The following is a 22,265-nucleotide window of genomic DNA, read 5'->3' as shown; positions in this document are numbered from 1 at the left end:
TTGGTTGATTTGAGTGATAGAAAATATCAGGCATCTTTCAAACTTTCCTGTTAGCTGTGTAATGGTTGATTTCGTAATGTAAGACGTTAAGTCAATAAAAAGCCCCGGCTCTTTCGAGTCGGGGCTTTTGGGCTTTGACGATATTACTTACAACGTCGGATAGTCGATGTAACCAACCGGCCCCTTAGCGTAGAACAACTCCGGACGCGCTTCATTCAACGGCGCATCAGCCTGCAAACGCGCCGGCAGATCCGGGTTGGCAATAAACGGCACGCCAAACGCCACAGCGTCAGCCTTGCCACTCGCCAGCCACGCGTTGGCGCTGTCCTTGGTGAAGCGTTCGTTGGCGATGTACGGGCCACCGAAAGCTTCTTTCAGTTGCGGGCCGAGGCTATCGGCGCCTTCTTTCTCACGGGAGCAGATGAACGCGATACCGCGCTTGCCCAGCTCACGCGCGACGTAGGTGAAGGTTTCGGCAAGGTTGTCGTCGCCCATGTCATGGGAGTCGGCGCGCGGTGCCAGGTGCACACCAACTCGGCCAGCGCCCCAGACTTCGATCGCAGCGTCAGTCACTTCCAGCAACAGGCGCGCACGGTTTTCCAGGGAGCCGCCGTAGTTATCGGTGCGCTGGTTGGTGCTGCTTTGCAGGAACTGGTCGAGCAGGTAACCGTTGGCGCCGTGGATTTCCACGCCGTCAAACCCGGCGGCTTTGGCGTTTTCGGCACCGGTGCGGTAGGCGTCGACGATGTCGGCGATTTCAGCGGTTTCCAGTGCGCGCGGAGTCGGGTAGTCGGCCATTGGACGAACCAGGCTGACGTGACCTTTTGGCTGGATGGCGCTCGGTGCAACCGGCGCTTCACCGTTGAGGTACGACGGATGGGAGACGCGGCCGACGTGCCACAGTTGCAGGAAGATCTTGCCGCCAGCGCCGTGAATGGCTTTGGTCACATTGGACCAGCCGCGCACTTGGTCGTTGGACCAGATGCCCGGGGTATCCGGATAGCCCACGCCCATTGGCGTGACCGACGTGGCTTCGCTGAGGATCAAGCCAGCAGAAGCGCGCTGTACGTAGTATTCAGCCATCAGCGCGTTCGGTACGCGGCCTTCATCGGCGCGGCAGCGGGTCAGCGGGGCCATGATGATGCGGTTGGCCAGTTCGACGTCGCCGAGTTTGATGGGATCAAAAATAGTTGCCATGTCTACAACCCTCGTAAAAGTGAAAGTTAATCAGTGAGTCGCGGGGGCCAGATCGGCATTGCCGTTCTGACGGAAAGTAATCAGGGTCACCAACAGCGCCAGTACCGCGAGGGCGCCGCCGGCGAGCGGCACGCTGGTCAAGCCGTAACCGTGGGCGATGACGCTGCCGCCGACCCAGGCGCCGAGGGCGTTGCCGACGTTGAAAGCGCCGATGTTCAGGGTCGACACCAGGTTCGGTGCGGCTTTGCCGAAGGTCACCACGTTGACTTGCAGGGCCGGCACGGCGGCGAAGCAGGCGACAGCCCAAAGGAACAGGGTAATTTCAGACGGGATCAGCGCGACGCTGGTCCAGGTCAGCACGGTGGAGATCACCGCCATGGCGATAAACACGCCGATCAGCGTCGCGGCCATTCCTTTGTCGGCGAGTTTGCCGCCAATGATGTTGCCAACGGTCAGACCGAGGCCGATCAACATCAGCGTCCAGGTCACGCCACGTGGCGAGACGCCGGTGACTTCGCCAAGCAGCGGCGCGACGTAAGTGAACACGGTGAAGACGGACGCGGCGAACAGCGCGGTCATGCTCAGCGACAACCAAATCCCCGCACCTTTGAGGGCGGCGAGTTCGGCGCGCATGTCGAGTTTTTCTTCATCACGCTTGGCCGGCAGGAAGCGGATCAGGCCGATCAGCGCGATCACGCCAATCACGGTCACCGCCCAGAAAGTCGAGCGCCAGCCGTATTGCTGACCCAGCGCAGTGCCCAGTGGAACGCCAAGCACGTTGGCCAGCGTCAGACCGGTGAACATCAATGCGACGGCCGAGGCACGTTTGTTGGCCGGCACCAGATTGGCGGCAACGACCGAACCGATACCAAAGAAAGCGCCGTGGCAGAGGGCAGTGACTACACGGGCGAACATCAACACGTTGTAGTCACTGGCAATGGCGCAGAGCAGGTTGCCGACAATAAAGATGCCCATCAACGCGACCAGTGCCGCCTTGCGCGGCAGTTTGGCGGTGGCCAGTGCCATGAACGGCGCACCGATGGCCACGCCCAAGGCGTAACCAGTCACCAGCCAGCCGGCGCCGGGGATCGACACACCGAGGTCGGCCGCGACTTCGGGCAGCAGGCCCATGATGACGAACTCGGTGGTGCCGATGGCGAAGGCACTCAAGGCGAGGATGAGTAGCGAGAGGGGCATGCGGGTTTCCTTGTCGGCTGGCTGACGTTAAGGGTCAGAGCTCTTTACTGAGGGTGCTGAGGAACGCCTGGATCACGTCCTCGTTACGTTTGAAAAAATGCCACTGCCCGGCCTTCTGGCTGCTGATCAGCCCAGCGCGTTGCAACGTCGCGAGGTGGGCAGAAACGGTCGACTGCGACAGGCCACAGCGCTGATCGATCTGCCCGGCGCAAATGCCGTACTCGTGGTTGTGCAACTGTTCCGGGAATTCGCCTTTCGGGTCTTTCAGCCAGTTGAGGATGTCTCGCCGTACTGGGTGCGCCAGGGCTTTTATTATTTCGTCGAGGTCAAGGTTCATGGCAGGGTGCTCGGTTGTGTACAACGCTATATCGCGATGAGGCGAACTTTAAATCGGTACTTCGCGATATGCCAATATGATTTCGTTCTGATGAGCGCATAAATCGGTATATCGGGTTATAACGATATGGTGAGGTGTCGATTGCGGGGCGCGGTGCTAAGCTGCGCCCATGAACTATCTCGCACATTTGCACCTCGGTGGCCAGCGCCCCGGGCAATTACTCGGCAGCCTGTATGGCGACTTCGTCAAAGGGCGGCTGCAAGGGCAGTTTGCGCCGGAGGTGGAAGCGGCGATTCAGCTGCATCGACGGATTGACGTGTTTACTGATCGCCATCCCTTGGTGGATGTCGCGTTGGGGCGGTTTACCGAAACGCGGCGGCGTTATGCCGGGATCGTGCTTGATGTGTTTTTTGATCATTGTCTGGCGCGGGATTGGACGTTGTATGCCGATCGGCCGTTGGCGGTTTTTACGGCTGATGTGTATCGGGTGCTGACCCACGAGCGGGAGCTGCCCGAGCGACTGGCGAAGATTGCGCCGCACATGGTCGCCAATGACTGGTTGGGTTCGTATCAGGAATTTGAAGTGCTGGAACAGGTGTTGCGCGGGATCTCGCGGCGGTTGAGCCGGCCGGAAGAATTGGCGGGGGCGATGCAGGAGTTGCGGCGGTTGTATGAGCCGTTGAGTGAAGACTTCAGATTGTTCTACCCACATCTCCAGGATTTTGCTGGGTTGCGGGATTAAGCAAGATCAAAAGATCGCAGCCTGCGGCAGCTCCTACAGGGATCGGTGTAGGAGCTGCCGAAGGCTGCGATCTTTTGATGTTCAGGCCGCGATCAATTCGCCGGTGCGACGCGGTTCGGCAGGTTTCGCCACTTCGCCAAACAACACCTTCTGCACCGCCTGCTGCGCTTCAAACGCCAGCGCCGCACGCTCACGACCCTGACAGGCAATCGGCTTGAGCAGGTGCACTTCAACGTCGCCGCAATCATTGCTGAACAAACGCATCAAGTGCGACAGCAAATCATCGTCACCAATAAACGGCGCCAGCGCATCAATCTCGCCATCACGCAGATAACGAATCGCCACTGGTTGCAGCATCACTTCCGAATCAATCGCCGCCGACAGCAAGCGACCGTGAAAGGTGCGCAGCGAGCGGCCATCCGTGGTGGTGCCTTCCGGGAACATCAGCAGCGGATGCGCGGTTTGCAGGTGACGGGTCATTTGCTTGCGAATCAACTGGCTATCGCCCGAACCGCGACGAATAAACAGACTGCCAGCCTTGGCCGCGAGCCAACCGGCCACCGGCCAGGTGCGCACTTCAGCCTTGGACAGAAACGACAGCGGCGTGAGCATGCCGAGCAGCGGAATATCCGTCCACGACACATGATTGCTCACCCACAGCATCGGCTGCTTCGGCAGCTCGCCGTGCACGGTCACGCGAAAGGGCAGGGCATTGCCCAAGCGCGCCATGAAAAAGCGCGACCAACGCTGGCGACGTTCCATCGAATGCGCCAGACCAATCCGTTCAAAAACGCCGAAGACACCGGCCATGGTCAGCCCCAGTGTCACTACGATCAGCACTCGCGCAATCCGCGCGTACACCCGCAACCGGCTCATCACACGGCCGCCTTGAAGTGCTTGGCGTAGCGCGGGCAGAGTTCGTCGCGCTTGAGCAGGATGAATACGTCGGCGACCTGAAAATCTTCGTCCCAGCACGGCTCGCCGCAGATCTTCGCGCCCAGACGCATGTAGGCCTTGAGCAGCGGCGGCATTTCTGCGATCACGTTCGATGGAATATCCAGCGTCGGCAGCGGTTTCTTCGGTTCGGCGCGCAGGTGTTCGGTGCACAGATAACGTTCGCGCAGACGCTGCATGATCGCGTGCGCCTGCACGCCGCCGTCCTGCATCGGGATGCTCGCGCAGCCCATCAGATAGCTGTAGCCGCCCTGATTCAACACCTCGGCCAACTCGCCCCACAACACGGCGATGGTGCCGCCATTGCGGTACGCCGGGTCGACGCAGGTGCGGCCGATTTCGAGGATCGGGCCTTGCAGATGCGCGAGGCCGTGCAAGCTGAATTCTTCTTCGCTGTAGAACTTTCCGAGGCTGCTGGCGGCGGTGTGATCGAGTAAACGCGTGGTCGCCACCAGACGGCCGGTGTTCAAATCACGCACGCCGATGTGGCTGCAGTGAACATCATAATCATCCATGTCCAGACCCAGTTCCGCGCCTTTCAGCTTGGCGTTGAACTCGCCGCTGAACACGTTGAATCGCAGGGCCTGGGCTTGCTGCAAGGCCTCGGCGCCGATCAGGCGTTCGGCTTGCAGGCGGCGTTCATTGCCGGTGTCGCTGATGCGGGCGATCTGAGTCATGTGAATCTCCGTACGGGCCTTGAACCCGTCGTGGGTTGCAGCCGATCGACTTTCTTTATGCAGCCGTGTTGTGCAAAGTCAGGCTATGTAGCCCCGGTGTCATCGCCATGAACGTTCGGTGATGCTTATATGACAGCCCACAAGGAGCCTCTTATGCCCTGGCCAGATCTGCTGCACAGCCGTGAACGATTGCCCGCCGTTGCTGACCTTGCCGAGGGTTTTGCGACGTTGTTGCAGCAGTTGGGCAACGTCACGCCGTTCGAATTGGCGGTCGCCGGCGGGCGGCGAATGGCGACGCCGGGGCTGGCGTTTCTGGTCGGTTATCAGGCGGCGTTGCGCATGTTGTGGCCAAGTGCGCCGCTGAGCCTTGGCGCTTTGTGTGCGACCGAACAGCGCAGTCTGCGCCCGGCAGACATGCAGACGCGGCTGACGGATTTGCGTCTGAGCGGACGCAAGGATTTCGTCACCGCCGGTGATGCGGCGGATTGGTTGTTGATCGCGGCGCGCAGTGAAGAGCCCGGCGAAAGTCCGCGCCTGAGTCTGGCCGTGGTCTACCCCGGCGAGCCCGGCGTGAGCTTGGAGAAATTGCCGGCGCTGCCGTTGATGCCGGACATCAGTCATGGACGCTTGTTGCTGGATGGCGCGCTGTGTGAGTTGTTGGCCGGGGATGGTTGGGATGCGTATGTAAAGCCGTTTCGCACGCTGGAAGATGTTTATGTGCTGAGTGCGATGACCGCTTGGTTGTATGGCGTCGGGCAGGACAGCGATTGGCCGCAGACGCTGCAATTGCGTTTGCTGGCGCTGTTGGCAGGGTGTGCGGAGGCGAGCCGGCAGCCGCCGAATAATCCGGCCGGGCATGTGTTGTTGGCTGGGTTGTTTGCGCAGTTTGATGCGCTCAAGCCTGAGGTTGATCAGGCGTTGGCGGAGGGTGGTTCGGAGTGGGCGCAGATGTGGGCGCGGGATCAGGGAGTGATGCAGTTGGCCTCTGGTGCTCGGGCCAAGCGGTTGGCCAAGGTTTTGGCGGTGACCTGACTGGCCTCATCGCGAGCAGGCTCACTCCTACAGGGGAACGCATTTCAAATGTAGGAGTGAGCCTGCTCGCGATAGCAATCTAACAATCACCACACCCCTGTAATAAACCCCGACTAGTCTCAGCAGGTTCATCCCCAGAGCCCCTCACCATGTTCAAAGGCCTGACCCTGCTTCTGCTGCTGATCAGCGCCACCATTCAGGCCGAACCATGGCCCGGTGAGCAATGGCCGACTGGCGCGATAATCACCAATACTCAAGCGCTGGAAAACTACGCCTTCCCACCCCGCGACGACACCAGCCGCAAAGGCATCCGCACCGATGCGCTGCTGATCATCCGCGACGGGCAGATCATCTACGAACGCTACGCCGGCCCGACCAATGCGCAAACCCCGCACCTGACCTGGTCAATCAGCAAAAGCCTGATGGCCGCCGTCCTCGGTGTGGCGTATGGCGAAGGCCTGTTCAAACTCGAAGACCCCGCCGCAAAGTTTTACCCGCCGCTGGCTAAACACCCGGACATCAAACTCGCCGATCTGCTGCACTGGGCCTCAGGCCTCGACTGGCAGGAAGACTACGAATACGCCCCCCTGAAATCCTCGGTGGTGGCGATGCTCTACACCCGTGGTCACCGCGACATGGCGGCTTTTACAGCGGATCACGACAGCTACGCGCCACCGGGTCAGGCTTTCCGTTATTCCAGTGGCGACAGCAATTTGCTGGCGGCGGCATTGAAAAACATCGTCGGCCCGCAGCGCTATGCGGACTATCCATGGACGGCGCTGTTCGAACCCTTGGGCATCCGCCACGCCGTGTGGGAAACCGATGCGACGGGCACCTTTGTCGCTTCGTCATACGCCTATCTCACCGCGCGGGATCTAGCGCGAGTGGGTCTGTTGATGGCGCGCGATGGGCGCTGGAATGATCGGCAGTTATTGCCCAAGGAATGGCTCGCGTTCAACCTCAAACCGTTCGCCGGTTACAAGGCGCATCAGGACGAAGCCGTGCCCGGCGGGCAGTGGTGGCTCAACCGTGCGGCGGATGGCGCGGCGTCACCGTGGCCCGATGCACCGCCCGACACTTTCGCCGCCCTTGGCCATTGGGGCCAGGCGATGTATGTGATTCCCAGCGAGAAACTTGTGATCGTCCGTTATGGCGATGATCGCGATGGCAGTTATCGGCATAACGAGCTGCTCAAACGCCTGATGCAGGCGGTGCGGCCATGAAGCGCTTCTTGCTGTTGCTGCTGGTTTTGTTGCTCGGCTGGATCGTCTATGAGCGCGAAAATCTGTGGGCCTTCCCGGACATCATCAGCGCCTACACCGCCAAGGAATATTGTTCGTGCCGGTACGTGATGAACAACGATGCCGAGTATTGCCGTGGCTACGTAAAACAATGGCTGCCGACCAGCCAATTCAGCGATGACCCGGCCCGCAAAATCATCACAGTCAGTGGCATGGGGCGCAGCAACAGCGCCCAATGGCAAAGCGAACGCCAGGGCTGCCGCCTGAATCCCTGATCACACCGAATCCCTTGTAGGAGCATGGCTTGCCCGCGATTGGGCCGGCACAGGCAATATCTTCGGTGACTGACAATATGCCTTCGCGGGCAAGCCTTGCTCCTACAACGGAGTAGCGGGGTTCCACTCTGCGGAACCACATTCGATTGTCCTCGCGCGCGTCTCGCGGTTATCTGGCGGTGAGCACGACTTGCCTTCCAACGTGTCGTGAATTCATTGCGAACAACAAGACCGGGAAAACCCGCGCGAGGAGAACCGTCATGACCCGACATCAGCACATTCTGGCCTGGCTCAGCGACGTCGCCAGCGACCTGCACGCCACCCGCCAGGACATCCACGCCCACCCCGAACTCGGTTTCGAGGAAAGCCGCACCTCGGCGCTGGTCGCCAAATCCCTCGAAAGCTGGGGCTACGAAGTCCACACCGGCATCGGCAAAACCGGCGTCGTCGGTGTGCTGCGCAACGGCAGCAGCTCGCGCAAACTCGGCTTGCGTGCCGACATGGACGCCTTGCCGATCATCGAAAACACCGGCGTCGCCTACAGCAGCCAGCACAAGGGCTGCATGCACGCCTGCGGTCACGACGGACACACGACCATGCTGCTCGGCGCCGCGCGTTATCTAGCGGCGACACGTCAGTTCGACGGCACCCTCACGCTGATTTTCCAACCCGCCGAAGAAGGTCAGGGCGGCGCCGAAGCGAAGCTCGCCGATGGTCTGCTCGAACGTTTCCCCTGCGATGCGCTGTTCGGCATGCACAACATGCCGGGCCTGCCCGCTGGGCATCTGGGCTTTCGCGAAGGGCCGATGATGGCTTCGCAGGATCTGCTCAACGTGGTCATCGAAGGCGTCGGCGGCCACGGTTCGATGCCGCACCTGACGGTCGATCCGCTGGTCGCTGCGGCGAGTGTGGTGATGGCGCTGCAAACCGTGGTCGCCCGCAACATCGATGCGCAGCAAGCCGCGGTGGTCACCGTCGGCGCACTGCAAGCGGGGGAGGCGGCCAACGTCATTCCGCAGCAGGCGATTCTGCGTCTGAGCCTGCGCGCACTGAATGCCGATGTGCGCGAACAAACCCTCTATCGCGTGCGCAATATCATCGAAACTCAAGCGCAGAGTTTCGGCTGTACCTCGACAATCGAACACCGTCCCGCCTATCCCGTGCTGGTCAACCACGCTGCCGAAACCGAGTTCGCCCGCAACATTGGCGTCGAATTGGTCGGTGCTGATGCCGTCGATGGCAATACGCCAAAATTGATGGGCAGCGAAGACTTCGCCTGGATGCTCCAGCGTTGCCCCGGCGCCTATCTGTTTATCGGCAACGGCGTGTCGCGGCCGATGGTGCACAACCCCGCCTATGACTTTAACGACGACATCCTGCTGACTGGCGCCGCCTACTGGGGCGCGCTCACCGAGAGCTGGCTCAAGCCGGCCTGATTTCTTCACGTTCTGCTGCCGCTGAATCCCGAGCGCACCGGCGCACGGGCTCACCCAACAGCTTTTGGAGAATCTCCCATGCAGGCTTCAGGCACAGGTGTTTCGCGTACCCGGCAAGTGGTCGCCGCCGTGATCGGCAACGCGCTGGAATGGTATGACTTCATTGTTTACGGCTTTCTGGCGAGCATCATCGCCCGGCAATTCTTTCCCTCCGAAGACAGCTACGCCTCGCTGCTGATGGCGCTGGCGACCTTCGGCGTCGGCTTCTTCATGCGCCCGGTGGGCGGCATCCTGCTCGGCATGTATTCCGACCGCAAAGGTCGCAAAGCGGCGATGCAGATGATCATTCGTCTGATGACCGTGTCCATTGCAATGATCGCTTTCGCGCCAAGTTACGCCGCCATCGGCATGGGCGCGCCGTTGCTGATTGTGGTCGCGCGGATGCTCCAGGGCTTCGCCACTGGCGGCGAATACGCCAGCGCCACGGCGTTTCTGGTGGAAAGCGCGCCGGCTCATCGCAAAGGTTTGTACGGTTCGTGGCAACTGGTCGGGCAATGCCTGGCAGTGTTTGCCGGCGCGGCGATGGTGGCGTTGGTCACGCACCTGTTTACCCCTGAGACGCTGGACAGTTGGGGCTGGCGGATTCCGTTCGTGCTCGGCCTGTTGATCGGCCCGGTCGGCTTGTGGATACGCAAGCACATGGAAGAGCCGGAAGAGTTTCTCGAAGCGCGCAAAAAAGCCAAAGGCGCAGCGCCGGGCCTGTGGCAAGTGGTTCGCGAACATCGCCGCAGCCTGCTGGTGTCGATGGGCCTGGCCAGTGGTGCGACGGTGGCGTTTTACGTGGTGCTGGTGAACATGCCGACCTTCGCCCACACCAACCTCGGCTTGCCGCTGGATCAGGTGTTGCTGGTGCAGATGCTCGCGGTGGCGCTGATGACCGTAGTGATTCCGTTCTCCGGCGCACTGTCGGATCGCGTCGGCCGGCGACCGGTGTTGATGGCGTTCACCCTGGCGTTTTTCGTGATGATTTATCCGCTGTACGTGTGGGTCGCGGCAGCGCCTTCAATCGAACGTTTGCTGGTAATGCAACTGCTGCTGTGCGGCGCGATTGGCGGCTTCTTCGGCCCGGCACCGACGGCGCTGGCCGAGCAATTTCCCATCGAAGTGCGCTCCACCGGCGTGTCGATTGCCTACAACATTTCGGTAATGGTGTTCGGCGGTTTCGCGCCGCTGATCGTCACCTGGTTGAGCAAGGTGCTGGAAACCCCGGTGGCGCCATCGTTTTATGTGTTGTTCGCTTGCCTGCTGACCTTGCTCGGGATTTATTGCATGCAAGAGGCGCCCCGCGCCAAAGCCCCCAGCGCGCTCAACCTTGGAGTGAAATCTTGAGTCCGTTAGCCATCGATCCGATTGTCGCGCTGGACGCCGATGCGTTATCCCGCGCGATCCATGCCCGCAAAGTCTCGTGCCGTGAAGTGATGCAGGCGTATCTGCAACACATCGAGCGTTTCAATCCGCAGGTCAACGCGCTGGTGTCGTTGCGTCCGGCGGAGGAGGTTTTGCGCGAGGCCGATGAATGCGATCGGCAACTCGATCGCGGCGAGTCCCGAGGCTGGATGCACGGCATGCCGCAGGCGATCAAGGATCTGGCCGCCACCGCTGGACTGCGCACGACCATGGGTTCGCCGCTGTTCGCCGAGCAGGTCCCGCAGCACGATGCAATCAGCGTGGCGCGGGTGCGCAATTGCGGCGCGATCATCATCGGCAAGAGCAACGTGCCGGAATTCGGCCTCGGTTCGCAGACCTACAACAGCGTGTTCGGCACCACCACCAATGCCTACGATTCCAGCCGGATTGCCGGCGGCAGCAGCGGCGGGGCGGCGGTGGCGTTGGCTCTGCGTTTGCTGCCGGTGGCCGATGGCAGCGACATGATGGGCTCTCTGCGCAACCCGGCGGCGTTCAATAACGTCTTCGGTTTTCGCCCGTCCCAGGGCCGCGTGCCGCACGGGCCGACGCCGGAAGTGTTCGTCCAGCAACTGGCCACCGAAGGGCCGATGGGCCGCAGCGTCACCGACGTCGCACGATTGCTGTCGACGCAGGCGGGTTACGACCCTCGCGTGCCGCTGTCGCTGAAAGATCAGCCGCGCAACTTTGCCGAAGGCCTGCAACGGGATTTCAGCGACGTGCGCATCGGCTGGCTTGGCGACTACAACGGCTATCTGCCGATGGACGACGGTGTGCTGAGTCTGTGCGAATCGGCGCTGGCAGATTTCACCGCGCTGGGCTGTCAGGTCGAAGCCTGTCAGGCGGATTTTTCCATGGAGCGTTTGTGGCAAACCTGGCTGACCCATCGGCACTTTCTGGTGCAGGGCAGTCTAGGTGCCGCGTATGCCGATCCGCACAAACGCGAGTTGCTCAAACCGGAAGCACAATGGGAAGTCGAGGGCGGTTTGCGTCTGAGCGCTGCCGATGTCTACAAGGCCTCGGTCGACCGCAGTGAGTGGTATCGCGCGCTGAGTGAATTGTTCGAACGTTACGATTTCCTGCTGTTGCCGACCGCACAAGTGTTCCCTTTTGATGCACAACAGCCATGGCCGCGCGTGGTCGGCGGGCAGAACATGGACACCTATCACCGCTGGATGGAGGTGGTCATCGGCCCGACGTTGGCGGGGGTGCCGAGCATCAGCGTGCCGGTCGGGTTCAACCCGGCGGGGCTGCCGATGGGCCTGCAAATCATTGGCCCGGCGCAGGCGGATCGCGCGGTTCTGCAACTGGCGTATGCCCATGAACAACTGACCCGTTGGGTCGAACGGCGCCCGCCACCATGCCTGCAATCGGCTTGAGCGGCCCGCATTTTGCTGCAAAAAGTGTTCATCCATCTGTGCGCAGGGAGATCGAACACATGGGCAGCAAAACAGATACCGGCAGCGTGCGTTCGGTCGAACGAGCGCTGGCGATCGTCGAATTGCTCGGCGAGCATCAGGCGCTGGGGCTGGAGGAATTGCACTACCTCACGAGCCTGCCGAAGGCCACGGTGTCGCGCATGCTCGCGACGTTGCAGGAGCAGGGCTGGATCTATCGCGGCTTGAGCGACCGGCGTTATCGCCTGTGCGCCAAGCGTCTGTTTGGTGATCGTCAGCAACGTTTCAAACGGCATCTGGTGGAGAGCGCGGCGCCGATGCTGGTGGAGTTGTGCGAGCGCACCGGGCTGGTGGCGGATCTGTCGTGCTTCGATGGCGAGCGGGTTGAAGTGATGGAAAGCGCTATTCCGCAGGTGTTGCGCAAGCGTTATCCGAACAACTGCCAGATCGTCGGGCATCACGCGAGTTTGTTTCACTCAGCGATGGGCCGGGCGTGCCTTGGCGAGTTGGGCAGTGATGAGGTCGAGCGGCTGGCCCAACGTGAGCAGTTGAGCGCGGAAATTTTGTTCAGTGCGACAGAGCAGGCGTTGCAGCAGGGCTTTGGCCAGCGCACGGAAGGTTATTGGGAATACCCGGTGCGTTTGCCGTTTCTGATTCGCGCGGTGGCGTTGCCGATTCGTGCTGAAGGGAAATTGGTGGGCAGCATGGCGCTGCACTGGCCGATGGATCAGGCACCGGTGGAGCGGGTGTTGAGCCTGCATTTGAACAGTCTGGCGGCGACGATTGGCGATGTGCAGCAAGCGTTGGCCTGATCGAGCACCTGCTGGTCTTTTATGTAGAGGATTTTGTGGTGAATGGATTTTGGAGGTTTAAGGTGTTTTTGTGGCGAGGGGATTTATCCCCGCTCGGCTGCGCAGCAGTCGCAAATCCTGAATGTAGGGTTTCAATGACACACCGCAAGGGGCCGCTTCGCAGCCCAGCGGGGATAAATCCCCTCGCCACAGGATCCCCCTTACCCAGGGAAATTAGCGGAAGCTCTGTGAAAGTTTGCAATAACGCCCCAGCCAGTTAAGGTTCGTGCAGGTTTATCGGCCCCACGAGTCCTCAATGTTCAACCGCTCCCTCATTGCATCCCTGTCCAGCCTGCTGCTCGCCGCTGTCGCGTTGCCGGCGCAGGCCAATTGGTATCTGGACGGCGAGTCGTCGCGGCTGTCGTTCGTCAGCACGAAAAACGCCAACATTTCCGAAGTGCAGCGCTTTCTGGTGCTGCACGGCAAGGTCGACCCCAACGGTCGTGCCGAAGTCGAAGTCGAACTGGATTCGATCAACAGCGGCATCCCGCTGCGCGATGAGCGTATGCGCAAGGAGCTGTTCCAGATCGAGCAATTCCCCGAAGCGACCATCACCACGCAGATCGACCTGCGCCCGATCAACGATCTGGCCCCCGGCGCGCAGCTGGAGTTGCGCCTGCCGCTGACCGTCAACCTGCATGGCAAACAACACGAATACCCCGCCGAATTGCTGGCGACGCGGCTTGATGATCGACGCTTTCAAGTGGTCACTCTGGAACCGCTGGTGATCAACGCCGAAGATTTTGACTTGGCACCGGGCCTGGAAAGTCTGCGCAAACTCGCCGACCTGTCGGCCATCAGTCTGTCGGTACCGGTGGGTGCGGTGCTGATTTTCACGGCGCGCTGACATGCGCGGCGCGGTGTTCCCATGGCGTGACGGCAACCGTTTCGAGCTGTTGATCGACGGCCCGCAATTCTTCCCGCGCATGCTCGAGCAGATCGCTGGCGCGCAGGAGCAGATCGAGCTTGAGCTGTATCTGGTCGAGGCCGGTGCCTGTGCCGAAACCATCGTGCAAGCGCTGGTGCTGGCGGCCGAGCGTGGGGTGCACGTGCGTTGCCTGTTCGATGATTACGGCAGCCTCGCCTTCACTTTCAATCTGCGCCAGCGCCTTACCCATGCCGGTGTTGAACTGCGTTTCTACAATCGCCTGAACTGGCGGCGCTGGGTCGGTAATTTCTATCGTGATCACCGCAAATTGCTGCTGGTCGATCAGCGTCTGGCGGTGGTCGGCGGCACTGGCGTCACCGATGAATTCTGGACGCCGGGGCATGACACCAGCGAATGGCATGAAGTGATGGTCGAGATCAGCGGCCCGTTGGTGATCGACTGGCAATTGCTGTTTGATCGCCAGTGGATCGCCAACCGCTACCGCCGCGCCTGGCGCCCGGCTGCGCATTTCGGTCTGCCACGGTTACCGCGCGTGCCGGACAAGGGCGAGGGCATGGGCCGCGTGGCGTATGCCGATGCCCGTCAGCATCGCGATATTTTGCAGTCGTTGTTCCGCGCGTTGAACAGCGGCCAGCAACGTATCTGGATGGCCACGCCATACTTCCTGCCAACGTGGAAAATCCGCCGCTCCCTGCGCAAGGCTGCCGCGCGTGGTGTCGACGTGCGTTTGCTGCTGACCGGGCCGCGCACCGATCACCCGTCAGTGCGCTACGCGGGGCATCGCTACTACCCGCGCCTGCTCAAGGCCGGGGTGCAGATCTTTGAATATCAGCCGTGCTTCCTGCATTTGAAAATGGTGCTGGTGGACGATTGGGTGAGCATTGGTTCGTGCAATTTCGACCACTGGAATCTGCGCTTCAATCTTGAGGCGAATCTGGAGGCGCTGGACCCGTCGTTGACGGCAGCGGTGGAAGCGAGTTTTGTGAAGGACTTCGGGCTGAGTCAGCGGGTCAGTCTGGAAGAGTGGCAGCGTCGGCCGTTGTGGCGGCGGGTGAAGCAGCGGGTCTGGGGGTGGGTGGATCGGGTGGTGGTGAACATCCTCGATCGTCGCGGGTAGCGCGAGATCAAAAGATCGCAGGCTTCGGCAGCTCCTACAGGGTGTACACCATTGATCGTTCCCACGCTCTGCGTGGGAATGCAGCCCGTGACGCTCCGCGTCACTGGACGCGGAGCGTCCCTTGAGGCATTCCCACGCGGAGCGTGGGAACGATCATCGGGGCAAAAACCGGTTACAGCAGTTCAAAGCTCTGCTGTGTGACGTCCTGCGAATCCAGGCCGATCTGTACGTTGAACTTGCCAGGCTCGGCCGCGTATTTGAGCTGGGCGTTGTAGAACTTCAGGTCATCCTCGGTGATGGTGAAGTGCACGACTTTCTGTTCGCCGGCCTTGAGCATGATTTTCTGGAAGTTCTTCAGTTCTTTCACCGGACGGATCATCGAGCCGGTAACGTCCTGAATGTACAACTGCACCACGGTTTCGCCGTCACGCTTGCCGGTGTTTTTCAGCATGACGCTGGCGTCGAGCTTGCCGGTGGCGTTCAGGGTGGTCGACGACAGCGCCATGTCGCTCAGGGCGAAATGGGTGTAGCTCAGGCCATAACCGAACGGGAACAGCGGCCCGGTGGTGTCATCGAAATACTGCGAGGTGTAGTTGCCCGGTTTGCCCGGCGTGAACGGCCGGCCAATGCTCAGGTGGTTGTAGTACGTCGGGATCTGGCCCACGGAACGCGGGAAGGTTACCGGCAGTTTGCCCGACGGGTTGTAGTCGCCGAACAGCACGTCGGCGATGGCGTTGCCGCCCTCGGTGCCGCTGAACCAGGTTTCCAGAATCGCGTCAGCCGACTGGTTCTCTTCGAGAATGGTCAACGGACGGCCGTTCATCAACACCAGCACCAATGGTTTGCCGGTGGCTTTCAGCGCGCGGATCAGCTCACGCTGGTTTTCCGGGATGTTCAGGTCGGTGCGGCTGGACGATTCGTGGGACATGCCACGGGATTCGCCCACAGCCGCGACGATCACGTCAGCATCCTTCGCCGCTTTGACCGCTTCGTCGATCAACACGTTAGCCGGGCGCGGGTCATCGACCACTTCCGGCGCATCGAAGTTGAGGAAGTTCAGGTAATCCAGCACTTTCTTGTCGCTGGTGATGTTGGCGCCACGGGCGTAGATCAGGTTCGACTTGTTGCCGATGACCGAGCTCATGCCGTCGAACAGGGTGACCGATTGCGTCGGTTTACCCGCCGCTGCCCAACTGCCCATCATGTCGATCGGCGCCTTGGCCAACGGGCCGACCAGCGCGACTTTCGCGTCTTTCTTCAGTGGCAGGGTTTCGTTCTGGTTTTTCAGCAGCACCAGACTGCGACGCGCGACGTCGCGGGCCTCGGCGCGGTGCAGACGGCTTTCGGCGTAGGTGTCGGCCGGATCATCTTCAGCCTTGCCGATGCGCAGGTACGGATCCTTGAACAGGCCCATGTCGTACTTGGCGGCGAGCACTTCACGCACGGCGTTGTCGATGTCTTTCTGTTCGATCTCGCCGGACTTGAGCAGCCCCGGCAGCTCTTTGCCGTACAGGGTGTCGTTCATGCTCATGTCGATGCCGGCCTTGATCGCCAGCTTCGCCGCTTCACGACCGTCGCGGGCGACGCCATGTTTGATCAGTTCGAAGATCGCGCCGTGGTCGCTGACCGCCAGGCCTTTGAAGCCCCAGTCACGACGCAGCAGATCGTTCATCAGCCAGGTGTTGGCGGTGGCCGGAATGCCGTTGATCGAGTTCAGCGCAACCATCACGCCACCGGCGCCAGCATCGATCGCGGCACGGTACGGCGGCAGGTAATCCTGGTACATCTTCACCGGGCTCATGTCGACGGTGTTGTAGTCGCGACCGCCTTCAACCGCGCCATACAGGGCGAAGTGTTTGACGCTGGCCATGATGCTGTCGGCCGCGCTCGGGGTGGCGCCCTGATAGGCACGCACCATGACGCCGGCAATGCGCGAGGTCAGGTAGGTGTCTTCACCGAAACCTTCGGAGCTGCGGCCCCAGCGCGGGTCGCGGGAGATGTCGACCATCGGCGCGAAAGTGATGTCGAGGCTGTCGGCGGCGGCTTCTTTGGCAGCCACGCGGCCGGATTTGCCGATCGCGTCCATGTCCCAGCTCGAGGCGAGGGCCAGCGGAATCGGGAAAATCGTCCGGTGACCGTGGATCACGTCGTAGGCGAAAAACATCGGGATCTTCAGACGGCTGCGCATCGCGGCGTCCTGCATCGGGCGGTTTTCCGGGCGGGTGATCGAGTTGAACGTGCCGCCGATGTTGCCGGCGGCGATCTCTTTGCGGATCAACTCACGAGGCATTTCCGGGCCGATGCTGATCAGGCGCAACTGGCCGATCTTCTCGTCGAGGGTCATTTGCTTCATCAGGTTGCTGATGAACGCGTCCTTGTTTTCCAGGGGTACCGGGGTCGTGGCGGCCAATACTTGATGACTGGCCAGGCTGACGAACAGACCCAGCAAACACAGCTTCTTCATGAATGTTTTTCTCAAGGGCCCAAGCGGCGATGCAACGCCGGCCAGCCAAAATTTAGGGAGCGACTATTGTTGTTCGGGTGCAGGCTCAAAAAGCAGAGCCAAAAACGACAGCCGACACTGCGGCAGCGTGATCGCGCAGGGCACTTTTTAGCCCATTGGCGCGTCGTAATCCAGCGGCGCGGCCGATTATGCCCCAAGAGCCGGCGCAGAGTGTTTCGCGCTCGGTTTTTATAATGAAATGTGCCAAGGAGCATCACTGTGATGAATGTAAGCCCAACCAATCGCTCGCGTTTGCAGGTCGTCACCCTGCTGATGCTGGCCACGCTGTTGACCGCGTGCGGCATCAACAATATCCCGACCCTCGACGAACAGGCCAAAGCCGCGTGGGGGCAAGTGCAGAACCAGTACCAGCGGCGTGCCGACCTGATCCCCAATCTGGTGGAAACGGTGAAGGGTTACGCCAAGCATGAAGAGGAAACCCTGACCGCCGTAATCGAAGCGCGGGCGAAAGCCACGTCGATTCAGGTCGACGCCAGCACCCTCGACAATCCCGAGAAGCTCAAGCAGTTCCAGCAGGCGCAGGATCAACTGACCGGTGCGTTGAGCCGGTTGATGGTGGTCTCCGAGCGCTATCCGGATCTGAAGGCCAACCAGAACTTCCTCGCCCTGCAATCGCAACTTGAGGGCACGGAAAACCGCATCGCCGTGGCGCGCCGCGATTTCATTCTGGCCGTGCAGAAATACAACACCGAGATCCGCACCTTCCCCGGTCGCCTCTGGCACAGCGTGATGTACAGCGACTTGCCGATCCGCGAAACCTTCGAAGCCACCACGCCCGGCGCGGAAAAGGCCCCGGAAGTGAAATTCTGAGAAAGCCTGTGTAGGAGCTGCCGAAGGCTGCGATCTTTTGACGTTGGTTTTTAAAAAACAAGATCAAAAGATCGCAGCCTGCGGCAGCTCCTACAGGGATTGGCGGGGGTAATAGATGCGTGTGTTGAAGATGGGGCTGGTGTTGCTGTTGTGGGTATTCGCCCTCAGCGCCCGGGCCGAGTTGACGTTCCCGGCGCTGAGCGGGCGGGTGGTGGACGAAGCGCAGATGATCGAGCCGTCGGTGCGCGCGCAACTGGGCCAGCAGTTGCAGGCCCACGAGCAGGCGACCGGCGAGCAATTGGTCGTCGTCACTGTGCCGGATCTGCAGGGCACCACCATCGAGGATTTCGGCGTTCAGCTCGGCCGGCACTGGGGCATCGGCCAGAAGGACAAAAACAACGGCGCGCTGCTGATCGTCGCCCGTGACGAGCGCAAACTGCGCATCGAAGTCGGTTATGGCCTGGAGGATCGGCTGACCGATGCGCAGTCGTCAGTGATCATCCATCAAGTCATCACGCCCGCGTTCAAGACCGGTAACTTCAGCAAAGGCATCAGCGACGGCGTCGCGGCGATGCTGGTGGTGCTGGGCGGCAATCCGCTGGACGAGCCGTCGACGGTGTATGAATCGAGCGGTGATCCGTCCGATGATTTCATCTCGCGGCATCCCGGTTTGTTCGTATTTTTGGTGATGTTGTTCATCCTGACCGTGTTTGTCTTCCAGATGCTCGGTATCCTGCCCGCCGGCCGGGGCGGTGGTGGCGGTGGTGGCGGCTTTGGCGGTGGAGGTTTTGGTGGCGGCGGCGGTGGAGGCGGGGGCTTCAGCGGCGGCGGGGGCAGCTTCGGCGGCGGTGGATCGTCCGGCGGCTGGTGACATTAAAAGAATAATGAGCAGGCACTTTTCAACATGGCATTACTGACCGAACACGAACAACGCAAAGTCGCCGAGGCGATTGCCCGGGTCGAGCGCGACACCGACGCCGAACTGGTGACGGTGCTGGCCGCCCGCGCCGACGATTACGCGTACATCCCGCTGCTGTGGGCGAGTTTGCTGGCGCTGGTGGTGCCGGGCGTCGTGCACTACCTGACCGGCTGGCTGACCATGCACAGTCTGCTGCTGGTGCAGTGGGGCGCGTTTATCGTGCTATGCCTGCTGTTTCGTTTGCCGAAAATCACCACGCATTTGATCCCGCGTCGCGTGCGCCACTGGCGGGCGTCGAACCTGGCGCGACGGCAGTTTCTCGAACAGAACCTGCATCACACGGTGGGCAGCACCGGGGTGCTGATTTTTGTCTGTGAAGCGGAGCGCTATGTGGAAATTCTGGTGGATGAGGGGATTTCCAAGCGGCTGGATAACAAGAGCTGGGATGTGATTGTTGCGGCGTTTACCGAGCAGGTGCGGCAGGGGCGCACGCTGGAAGGGTTTGTGACGTGCATTGAGGCGTGTGGGGAATTGCTCAAAGTGCATGTGCCGGTGACGCAGGTGAGGAATGAGTTGCCGAATCGGTTGGTGGTGTTGGCCTGATTCTCCCAGGCTCAGCAGTCCCCTGTGGCGAGGGGATTTATCCCCGTTGGGCTGCGAAGCGGCCCCATGCGATGTGTCAATCAAAGCAGACATTCAGATTTTGCGCCTGCTGCGCAGCCGAGCGGGGATAAATCCCCTCGCCACAATGGATTGTGCCGTTCGGTAAATAAGAGCGTGTCCCCAACCCCCATCCCCCCTAAAATACCCGCCATTCCCGATTTCGCCCGTCCGAGGCCGCTTTTTCATGTCCATTACCGCCCCGTCCACCAAGCCCGCGCCCGATCACCACGCCCAGTTCATCGAGCTGCTGCAAACCAGCCTCGAGCAGAACGGCTTCATCAAACTGGTGCTGGCCAAGTACGTCGGTGAAGAGGCGGAGCTGCAGCGGGTCATCATCAAAGCGGTCACCGTCAAAGCGCAGCCGAACCTGTCCTTCGTCTATCGCTACAAGACCCGCGACATCACCAAAAACCTGCCGCTGAGCGAAGGCGTGGCGACGATTGCCGCGCTGTTGCCAGCCTCGTTCAAAAATGCGCATTTACTCGCCGTGACTGACGAAGCTCAGCTCGAATACAGCAAAAAGGGCAAGAGTTCGCTGTTCAAGAGCAAACCTCAGCAATTGCGTGAAGCACCGTCCGCCGAGCACAACCGTGAGAAAAACCGCTTTCTTGAGTTGAGCCGACCGTTCCTCAAGGATCTGGGCGTGACCAACGCGCAGCAAGAGCTGATCCCGGCGATGTCGCGTAAGTGGAAGCAGATCAACAAATTCATCGAAGTGTTCAGCCATGCGCTGACCACCTCGCCGCTGGCGCTGGACAAACCGGTGCGCGTCGCGGATTTCGGCTCGGGCAAGGGCTATCTGACCTTTGCGATTCACGATTACCTGCGCAACACCTTGAAGGCCGAGGGCGAAGTCACCGGCGTCGAGTTGCGCGAAGAAATGGTCAACCTGTGCAACGCAGCAGCGGCGAAGCTTGATCATCCGGGGCTGGTGTTCAAGTGCGGTGACGTGCGCAGCGTGGCGCCGAGCGAACTGGACGTGATGATCGCTTTGCATGCCTGCGACATCGCCACTGACTACGCGATCCACACCGGCATTCGCTCCGGCGCATCGATCATCATGCGCTCGCCGTGCTGCCACAAACAGATCCGCCTGCAAATCCAGAGCCCGGCGCTGCTCAAGCCGATGCTGCAATACGGTTTGCACCTCGGTCAGCAGGCAGAAATGGTTACTGACAGTTTGCGGGCGTTGTTCCTGGAAGCGTGCGGTTACGAGACAAAGGTGTTCGAGTTCATCTCGCTCGATCACACCAACAAGAACAAGATGATTCTCGCGGTGAAGCGCGCCGAGCCGGTCGATCCGGCGCAGTTGTTGGTGAAGATTGAAGAGTTGAAAGCGTTCTATCACATCAGCGAACACTGCCTGGAAACCCTGCTGCGCGCCGACGGTTACCTTTCCTGATCTTGTAGGAGCAAGGCTTGCCCGCGAAGGCGTTCGTGCTGTCGCCATCGCGGGCAAGCCTTGCTCCTACAAGTCATGTGGTGGCAATGCGGGCTGGTTGCACCGTGGTTTTGCGCCCGAGCATGACGGTCGCAATCACCCCGCAAGCAAACACCCAGGTAATCGGCTCGACGTGCTCGCCAAAGAACAGCGCCGAAAACGCGATGGTGAAGAAGATCTGCAACAACTGGATCTGACTGACCCGAGCGATCCCGCCCATCGCCAGCCCGGCGTACCAGGCAAAGAATCCAAGAAACTGCGAAAACAGCGCGACGTAACCAAACGCCCACCAAGCCTTGGCCGACACCGCGCCGTGATGTTGCAGCGCCAAGTAAACCACCGGCCCGATCAACAACGGTGTCGACAGCACCAGCGCCCAGCAGATCACCTGCCAGCCGCCCATCTCCTTGGCCAACCGGCCGCCCTCGGCATAACCCAGCCCACCCACGGCAATCGCGCCGAGCATCAGCAAATCCCCCGCCTGAATACTCCCAGCCCCGGTGTACAACGCATAACCGAGCACCAACGCACTGCCCAGCGCCGCGCAGGCCCAGAAGGCTTTTGACGGACGCTCATGAGACAACCACGCGGCATACAGCGCCACGCACAGCGGCTGCAAACCGTTGACCAATGCCCCGTGCGACGCCGGCAGCGTTTGCATGGCCCACGCCGACAACACCGGGAAACCGAGAATCACTCCGGCGATCACCAGGCTCAGGCCTTTGACTTGCTGCCACGTTGGCCACTTTTCGCGGCGCCACAACAACAGCATCGCCGCCGGAATCGCCGCGAACAACGCGCGACCCAAGCCGTTGAGCAGCGGATGCAGTTCCTGCACCACGATGCGGGTGAAGGGCAGGGTGAGGCTGAAAATCACCACGCCGAGCAGGCCGAGGGCCATGCCGGTGTTTTCGCGCGAGGACATTGGGGGAGACCAGAATCGTAGGAGGTTGGGAATGACCTTCATCAAGTCATAAACCGGGGGCTTGTGGCTGTTACAGCTAGGCACTTACTTATCCGTACAGTTTGCCGGCGCCATCGCGAGCAGGCTCACTCCTACATTTGAAATGCGTTCCCCTGTAGGAGTGAGCCTGCTCGCGAT

Annotated in this window: 21 protein-coding genes; 14 read left to right on the top strand and 7 right to left on the bottom strand. The window is 60.9% G+C overall.

Going from position 1 to position 22,265, the window contains the following annotated elements; all coding sequences use genetic code 11:
• Positions 1-147: 147 nt before the first annotated feature.
• From QMX93_RS12570 to QMX93_RS12560, 3 genes are read right to left on the bottom strand one after another with little or no spacing between them, the layout of a single operon-like run.
• The gene (locus QMX93_RS12570) at positions 148-1,197 is read right to left on the bottom strand and encodes an alkene reductase (RefSeq protein WP_053117895.1); all 1,050 of its coding nucleotides are present in this window, start codon (positions 1,195-1,197) and stop codon (positions 148-150) included.
• A 30-nt stretch (positions 1,198-1,227) separates the two neighbouring features.
• Positions 1,228-2,394 (bottom strand): MFS transporter, encoded by a 1,167-nt coding sequence (locus tag QMX93_RS12565; RefSeq protein ID WP_282356288.1) that lies wholly within the window; start codon positions 2,392-2,394, stop codon positions 1,228-1,230.
• Positions 2,395-2,428: 34 nt separating this feature from the next.
• Positions 2,429-2,731 (bottom strand): metalloregulator ArsR/SmtB family transcription factor, encoded by a 303-nt coding sequence (locus tag QMX93_RS12560; RefSeq protein ID WP_016771327.1) that lies wholly within the window; start codon positions 2,729-2,731, stop codon positions 2,429-2,431.
• Positions 2,732-2,900: 169 nt separating this feature from the next.
• On the opposite strand from QMX93_RS12560, the gene QMX93_RS12555 reads away from it, so the two are divergent.
• Positions 2,901-3,473, top strand: coding sequence for an ACP phosphodiesterase (locus QMX93_RS12555; protein WP_053117899.1), 573 nt, complete (start codon positions 2,901-2,903; stop codon positions 3,471-3,473).
• Between the two features lie 81 nt (positions 3,474-3,554).
• Here the strand turns inward: QMX93_RS12555 and QMX93_RS12550 are convergent, their stop codons facing one another.
• Together QMX93_RS12550 and olsB are read right to left on the bottom strand one after the other, a co-directional pair.
• Positions 3,555-4,349, bottom strand: a complete 795-nt coding sequence (locus QMX93_RS12550) for a lysophospholipid acyltransferase family protein (RefSeq protein ID WP_282356277.1) — start codon at positions 4,347-4,349, stop codon at positions 3,555-3,557.
• Positions 4,349-5,104 (bottom strand): L-ornithine N(alpha)-acyltransferase, encoded by a 756-nt coding sequence (olsB, locus tag QMX93_RS12545; protein ID WP_008080112.1) that lies wholly within the window; start codon positions 5,102-5,104, stop codon positions 4,349-4,351. The genes QMX93_RS12550 and olsB overlap by 1 nt, the downstream gene beginning before the upstream one ends.
• 153 nt (positions 5,105-5,257) lie before the next feature.
• On the opposite strand from olsB, the gene QMX93_RS12540 reads away from it, so the two are divergent.
• The 9 genes from QMX93_RS12540 (at position 5,258) to QMX93_RS12500 (ending at position 14,806) form a co-directional block, all read left to right on the top strand.
• Positions 5,258-6,136, top strand: a complete 879-nt coding sequence (locus QMX93_RS12540) for an acyl-CoA dehydrogenase (RefSeq protein WP_282356274.1) — start codon at positions 5,258-5,260, stop codon at positions 6,134-6,136.
• 149 nt (positions 6,137-6,285) lie between these two features.
• Entirely contained in the window at positions 6,286-7,359 is a 1,074-nt protein-coding gene (locus QMX93_RS12535) for a serine hydrolase (RefSeq protein WP_282356272.1), read from the top strand.
• Complete coding sequence (locus QMX93_RS12530) at positions 7,356-7,652, top strand: hypothetical protein (RefSeq protein ID WP_053117907.1); 297 nt, start codon at positions 7,356-7,358, stop codon at positions 7,650-7,652. Before QMX93_RS12535 ends, QMX93_RS12530 begins: the two co-directional genes overlap by 4 nt.
• A 260-nt stretch (positions 7,653-7,912) precedes the next feature.
• The gene (locus QMX93_RS12525) at positions 7,913-9,088 is read left to right on the top strand and encodes a M20 aminoacylase family protein (RefSeq protein WP_282356268.1); all 1,176 of its coding nucleotides are present in this window, start codon (positions 7,913-7,915) and stop codon (positions 9,086-9,088) included.
• Between the two features lie 78 nt (positions 9,089-9,166).
• Positions 9,167-10,477: a citrate-proton symporter gene (locus QMX93_RS12520; RefSeq protein WP_053117911.1), complete on the top strand. Its 1,311-nt coding sequence runs from the start codon at positions 9,167-9,169 to the stop codon at positions 10,475-10,477.
• Positions 10,474-11,931 (top strand): amidase, encoded by a 1,458-nt coding sequence (locus QMX93_RS12515; RefSeq protein WP_282356266.1) that lies wholly within the window; start codon positions 10,474-10,476, stop codon positions 11,929-11,931. The genes QMX93_RS12520 and QMX93_RS12515 overlap by 4 nt, the downstream gene beginning before the upstream one ends.
• Positions 11,932-11,990: 59 nt before the next feature.
• Complete coding sequence (locus tag QMX93_RS12510) at positions 11,991-12,761, top strand: helix-turn-helix domain-containing protein (RefSeq protein WP_282356264.1); 771 nt, start codon at positions 11,991-11,993, stop codon at positions 12,759-12,761.
• Between the two features lie 295 nt (positions 12,762-13,056).
• Entirely contained in the window at positions 13,057-13,647 is a 591-nt protein-coding gene (locus tag QMX93_RS12505) for a YceI family protein (RefSeq protein ID WP_212545252.1), read from the top strand.
• Position 13,648: 1 nt separating this feature from the next.
• Positions 13,649-14,806 (top strand): phosphatidylserine/phosphatidylglycerophosphate/cardiolipin synthase family protein, encoded by a 1,158-nt coding sequence (locus tag QMX93_RS12500; protein ID WP_282356259.1) that lies wholly within the window; start codon positions 13,649-13,651, stop codon positions 14,804-14,806.
• A gap of 172 nt (positions 14,807-14,978) precedes the next feature.
• On the opposite strand, the gene bglX is transcribed toward QMX93_RS12500, so the two are convergent.
• Positions 14,979-17,270, bottom strand: a complete 2,292-nt coding sequence (gene bglX, locus QMX93_RS12495; RefSeq protein WP_282356256.1) for a beta-glucosidase BglX — start codon at positions 17,268-17,270, stop codon at positions 14,979-14,981.
• Between the two features lie 261 nt (positions 17,271-17,531).
• On the opposite strand from bglX, the gene QMX93_RS12490 reads away from it, so the two are divergent.
• From QMX93_RS12490 to QMX93_RS12475, 4 genes are all read left to right on the top strand, one after another.
• Positions 17,532-18,140, top strand: a complete 609-nt coding sequence (locus QMX93_RS12490; RefSeq protein ID WP_159815360.1) for a LemA family protein — start codon at positions 17,532-17,534, stop codon at positions 18,138-18,140.
• 115 nt (positions 18,141-18,255) lie between these two features.
• Positions 18,256-19,011 carry a TPM domain-containing protein gene (locus tag QMX93_RS12485; RefSeq protein ID WP_053117926.1) on the top strand — a complete coding sequence of 252 codons (756 nt, stop codon included), beginning with the start codon at positions 18,256-18,258 and terminating at the stop codon, positions 19,009-19,011.
• A gap of 33 nt (positions 19,012-19,044) precedes the next feature.
• A complete protein-coding gene (locus QMX93_RS12480) occupies positions 19,045-19,662 on the top strand; it encodes a hypothetical protein (protein ID WP_282356251.1) in 618 nt (205 codons plus the stop codon).
• Positions 19,663-19,906: 244 nt separating this feature from the next.
• The gene (locus tag QMX93_RS12475; RefSeq protein ID WP_282356249.1) at positions 19,907-21,124 is read left to right on the top strand and encodes an SAM-dependent methyltransferase; all 1,218 of its coding nucleotides are present in this window, start codon (positions 19,907-19,909) and stop codon (positions 21,122-21,124) included.
• A gap of 73 nt (positions 21,125-21,197) precedes the next feature.
• Here QMX93_RS12475 and QMX93_RS12470 read toward each other — a convergent pair whose 3' ends face one another.
• Positions 21,198-22,088 (bottom strand): DMT family transporter, encoded by an 891-nt coding sequence (locus QMX93_RS12470; RefSeq protein ID WP_282356247.1) that lies wholly within the window; start codon positions 22,086-22,088, stop codon positions 21,198-21,200.
• Positions 22,089-22,265: the final 177 nt, after the last annotated feature.

This window comes from Pseudomonas sp. PS01303 (assembly GCF_029959385.1).
Taxonomy (GTDB): Bacteria; Pseudomonadota; Gammaproteobacteria; order Pseudomonadales; family Pseudomonadaceae; genus Aquipseudomonas; species Aquipseudomonas rustica.
Note: the sequence above shows the minus strand (reverse complement) of the source record. Positions and strands in the feature narration are given on the sequence as shown.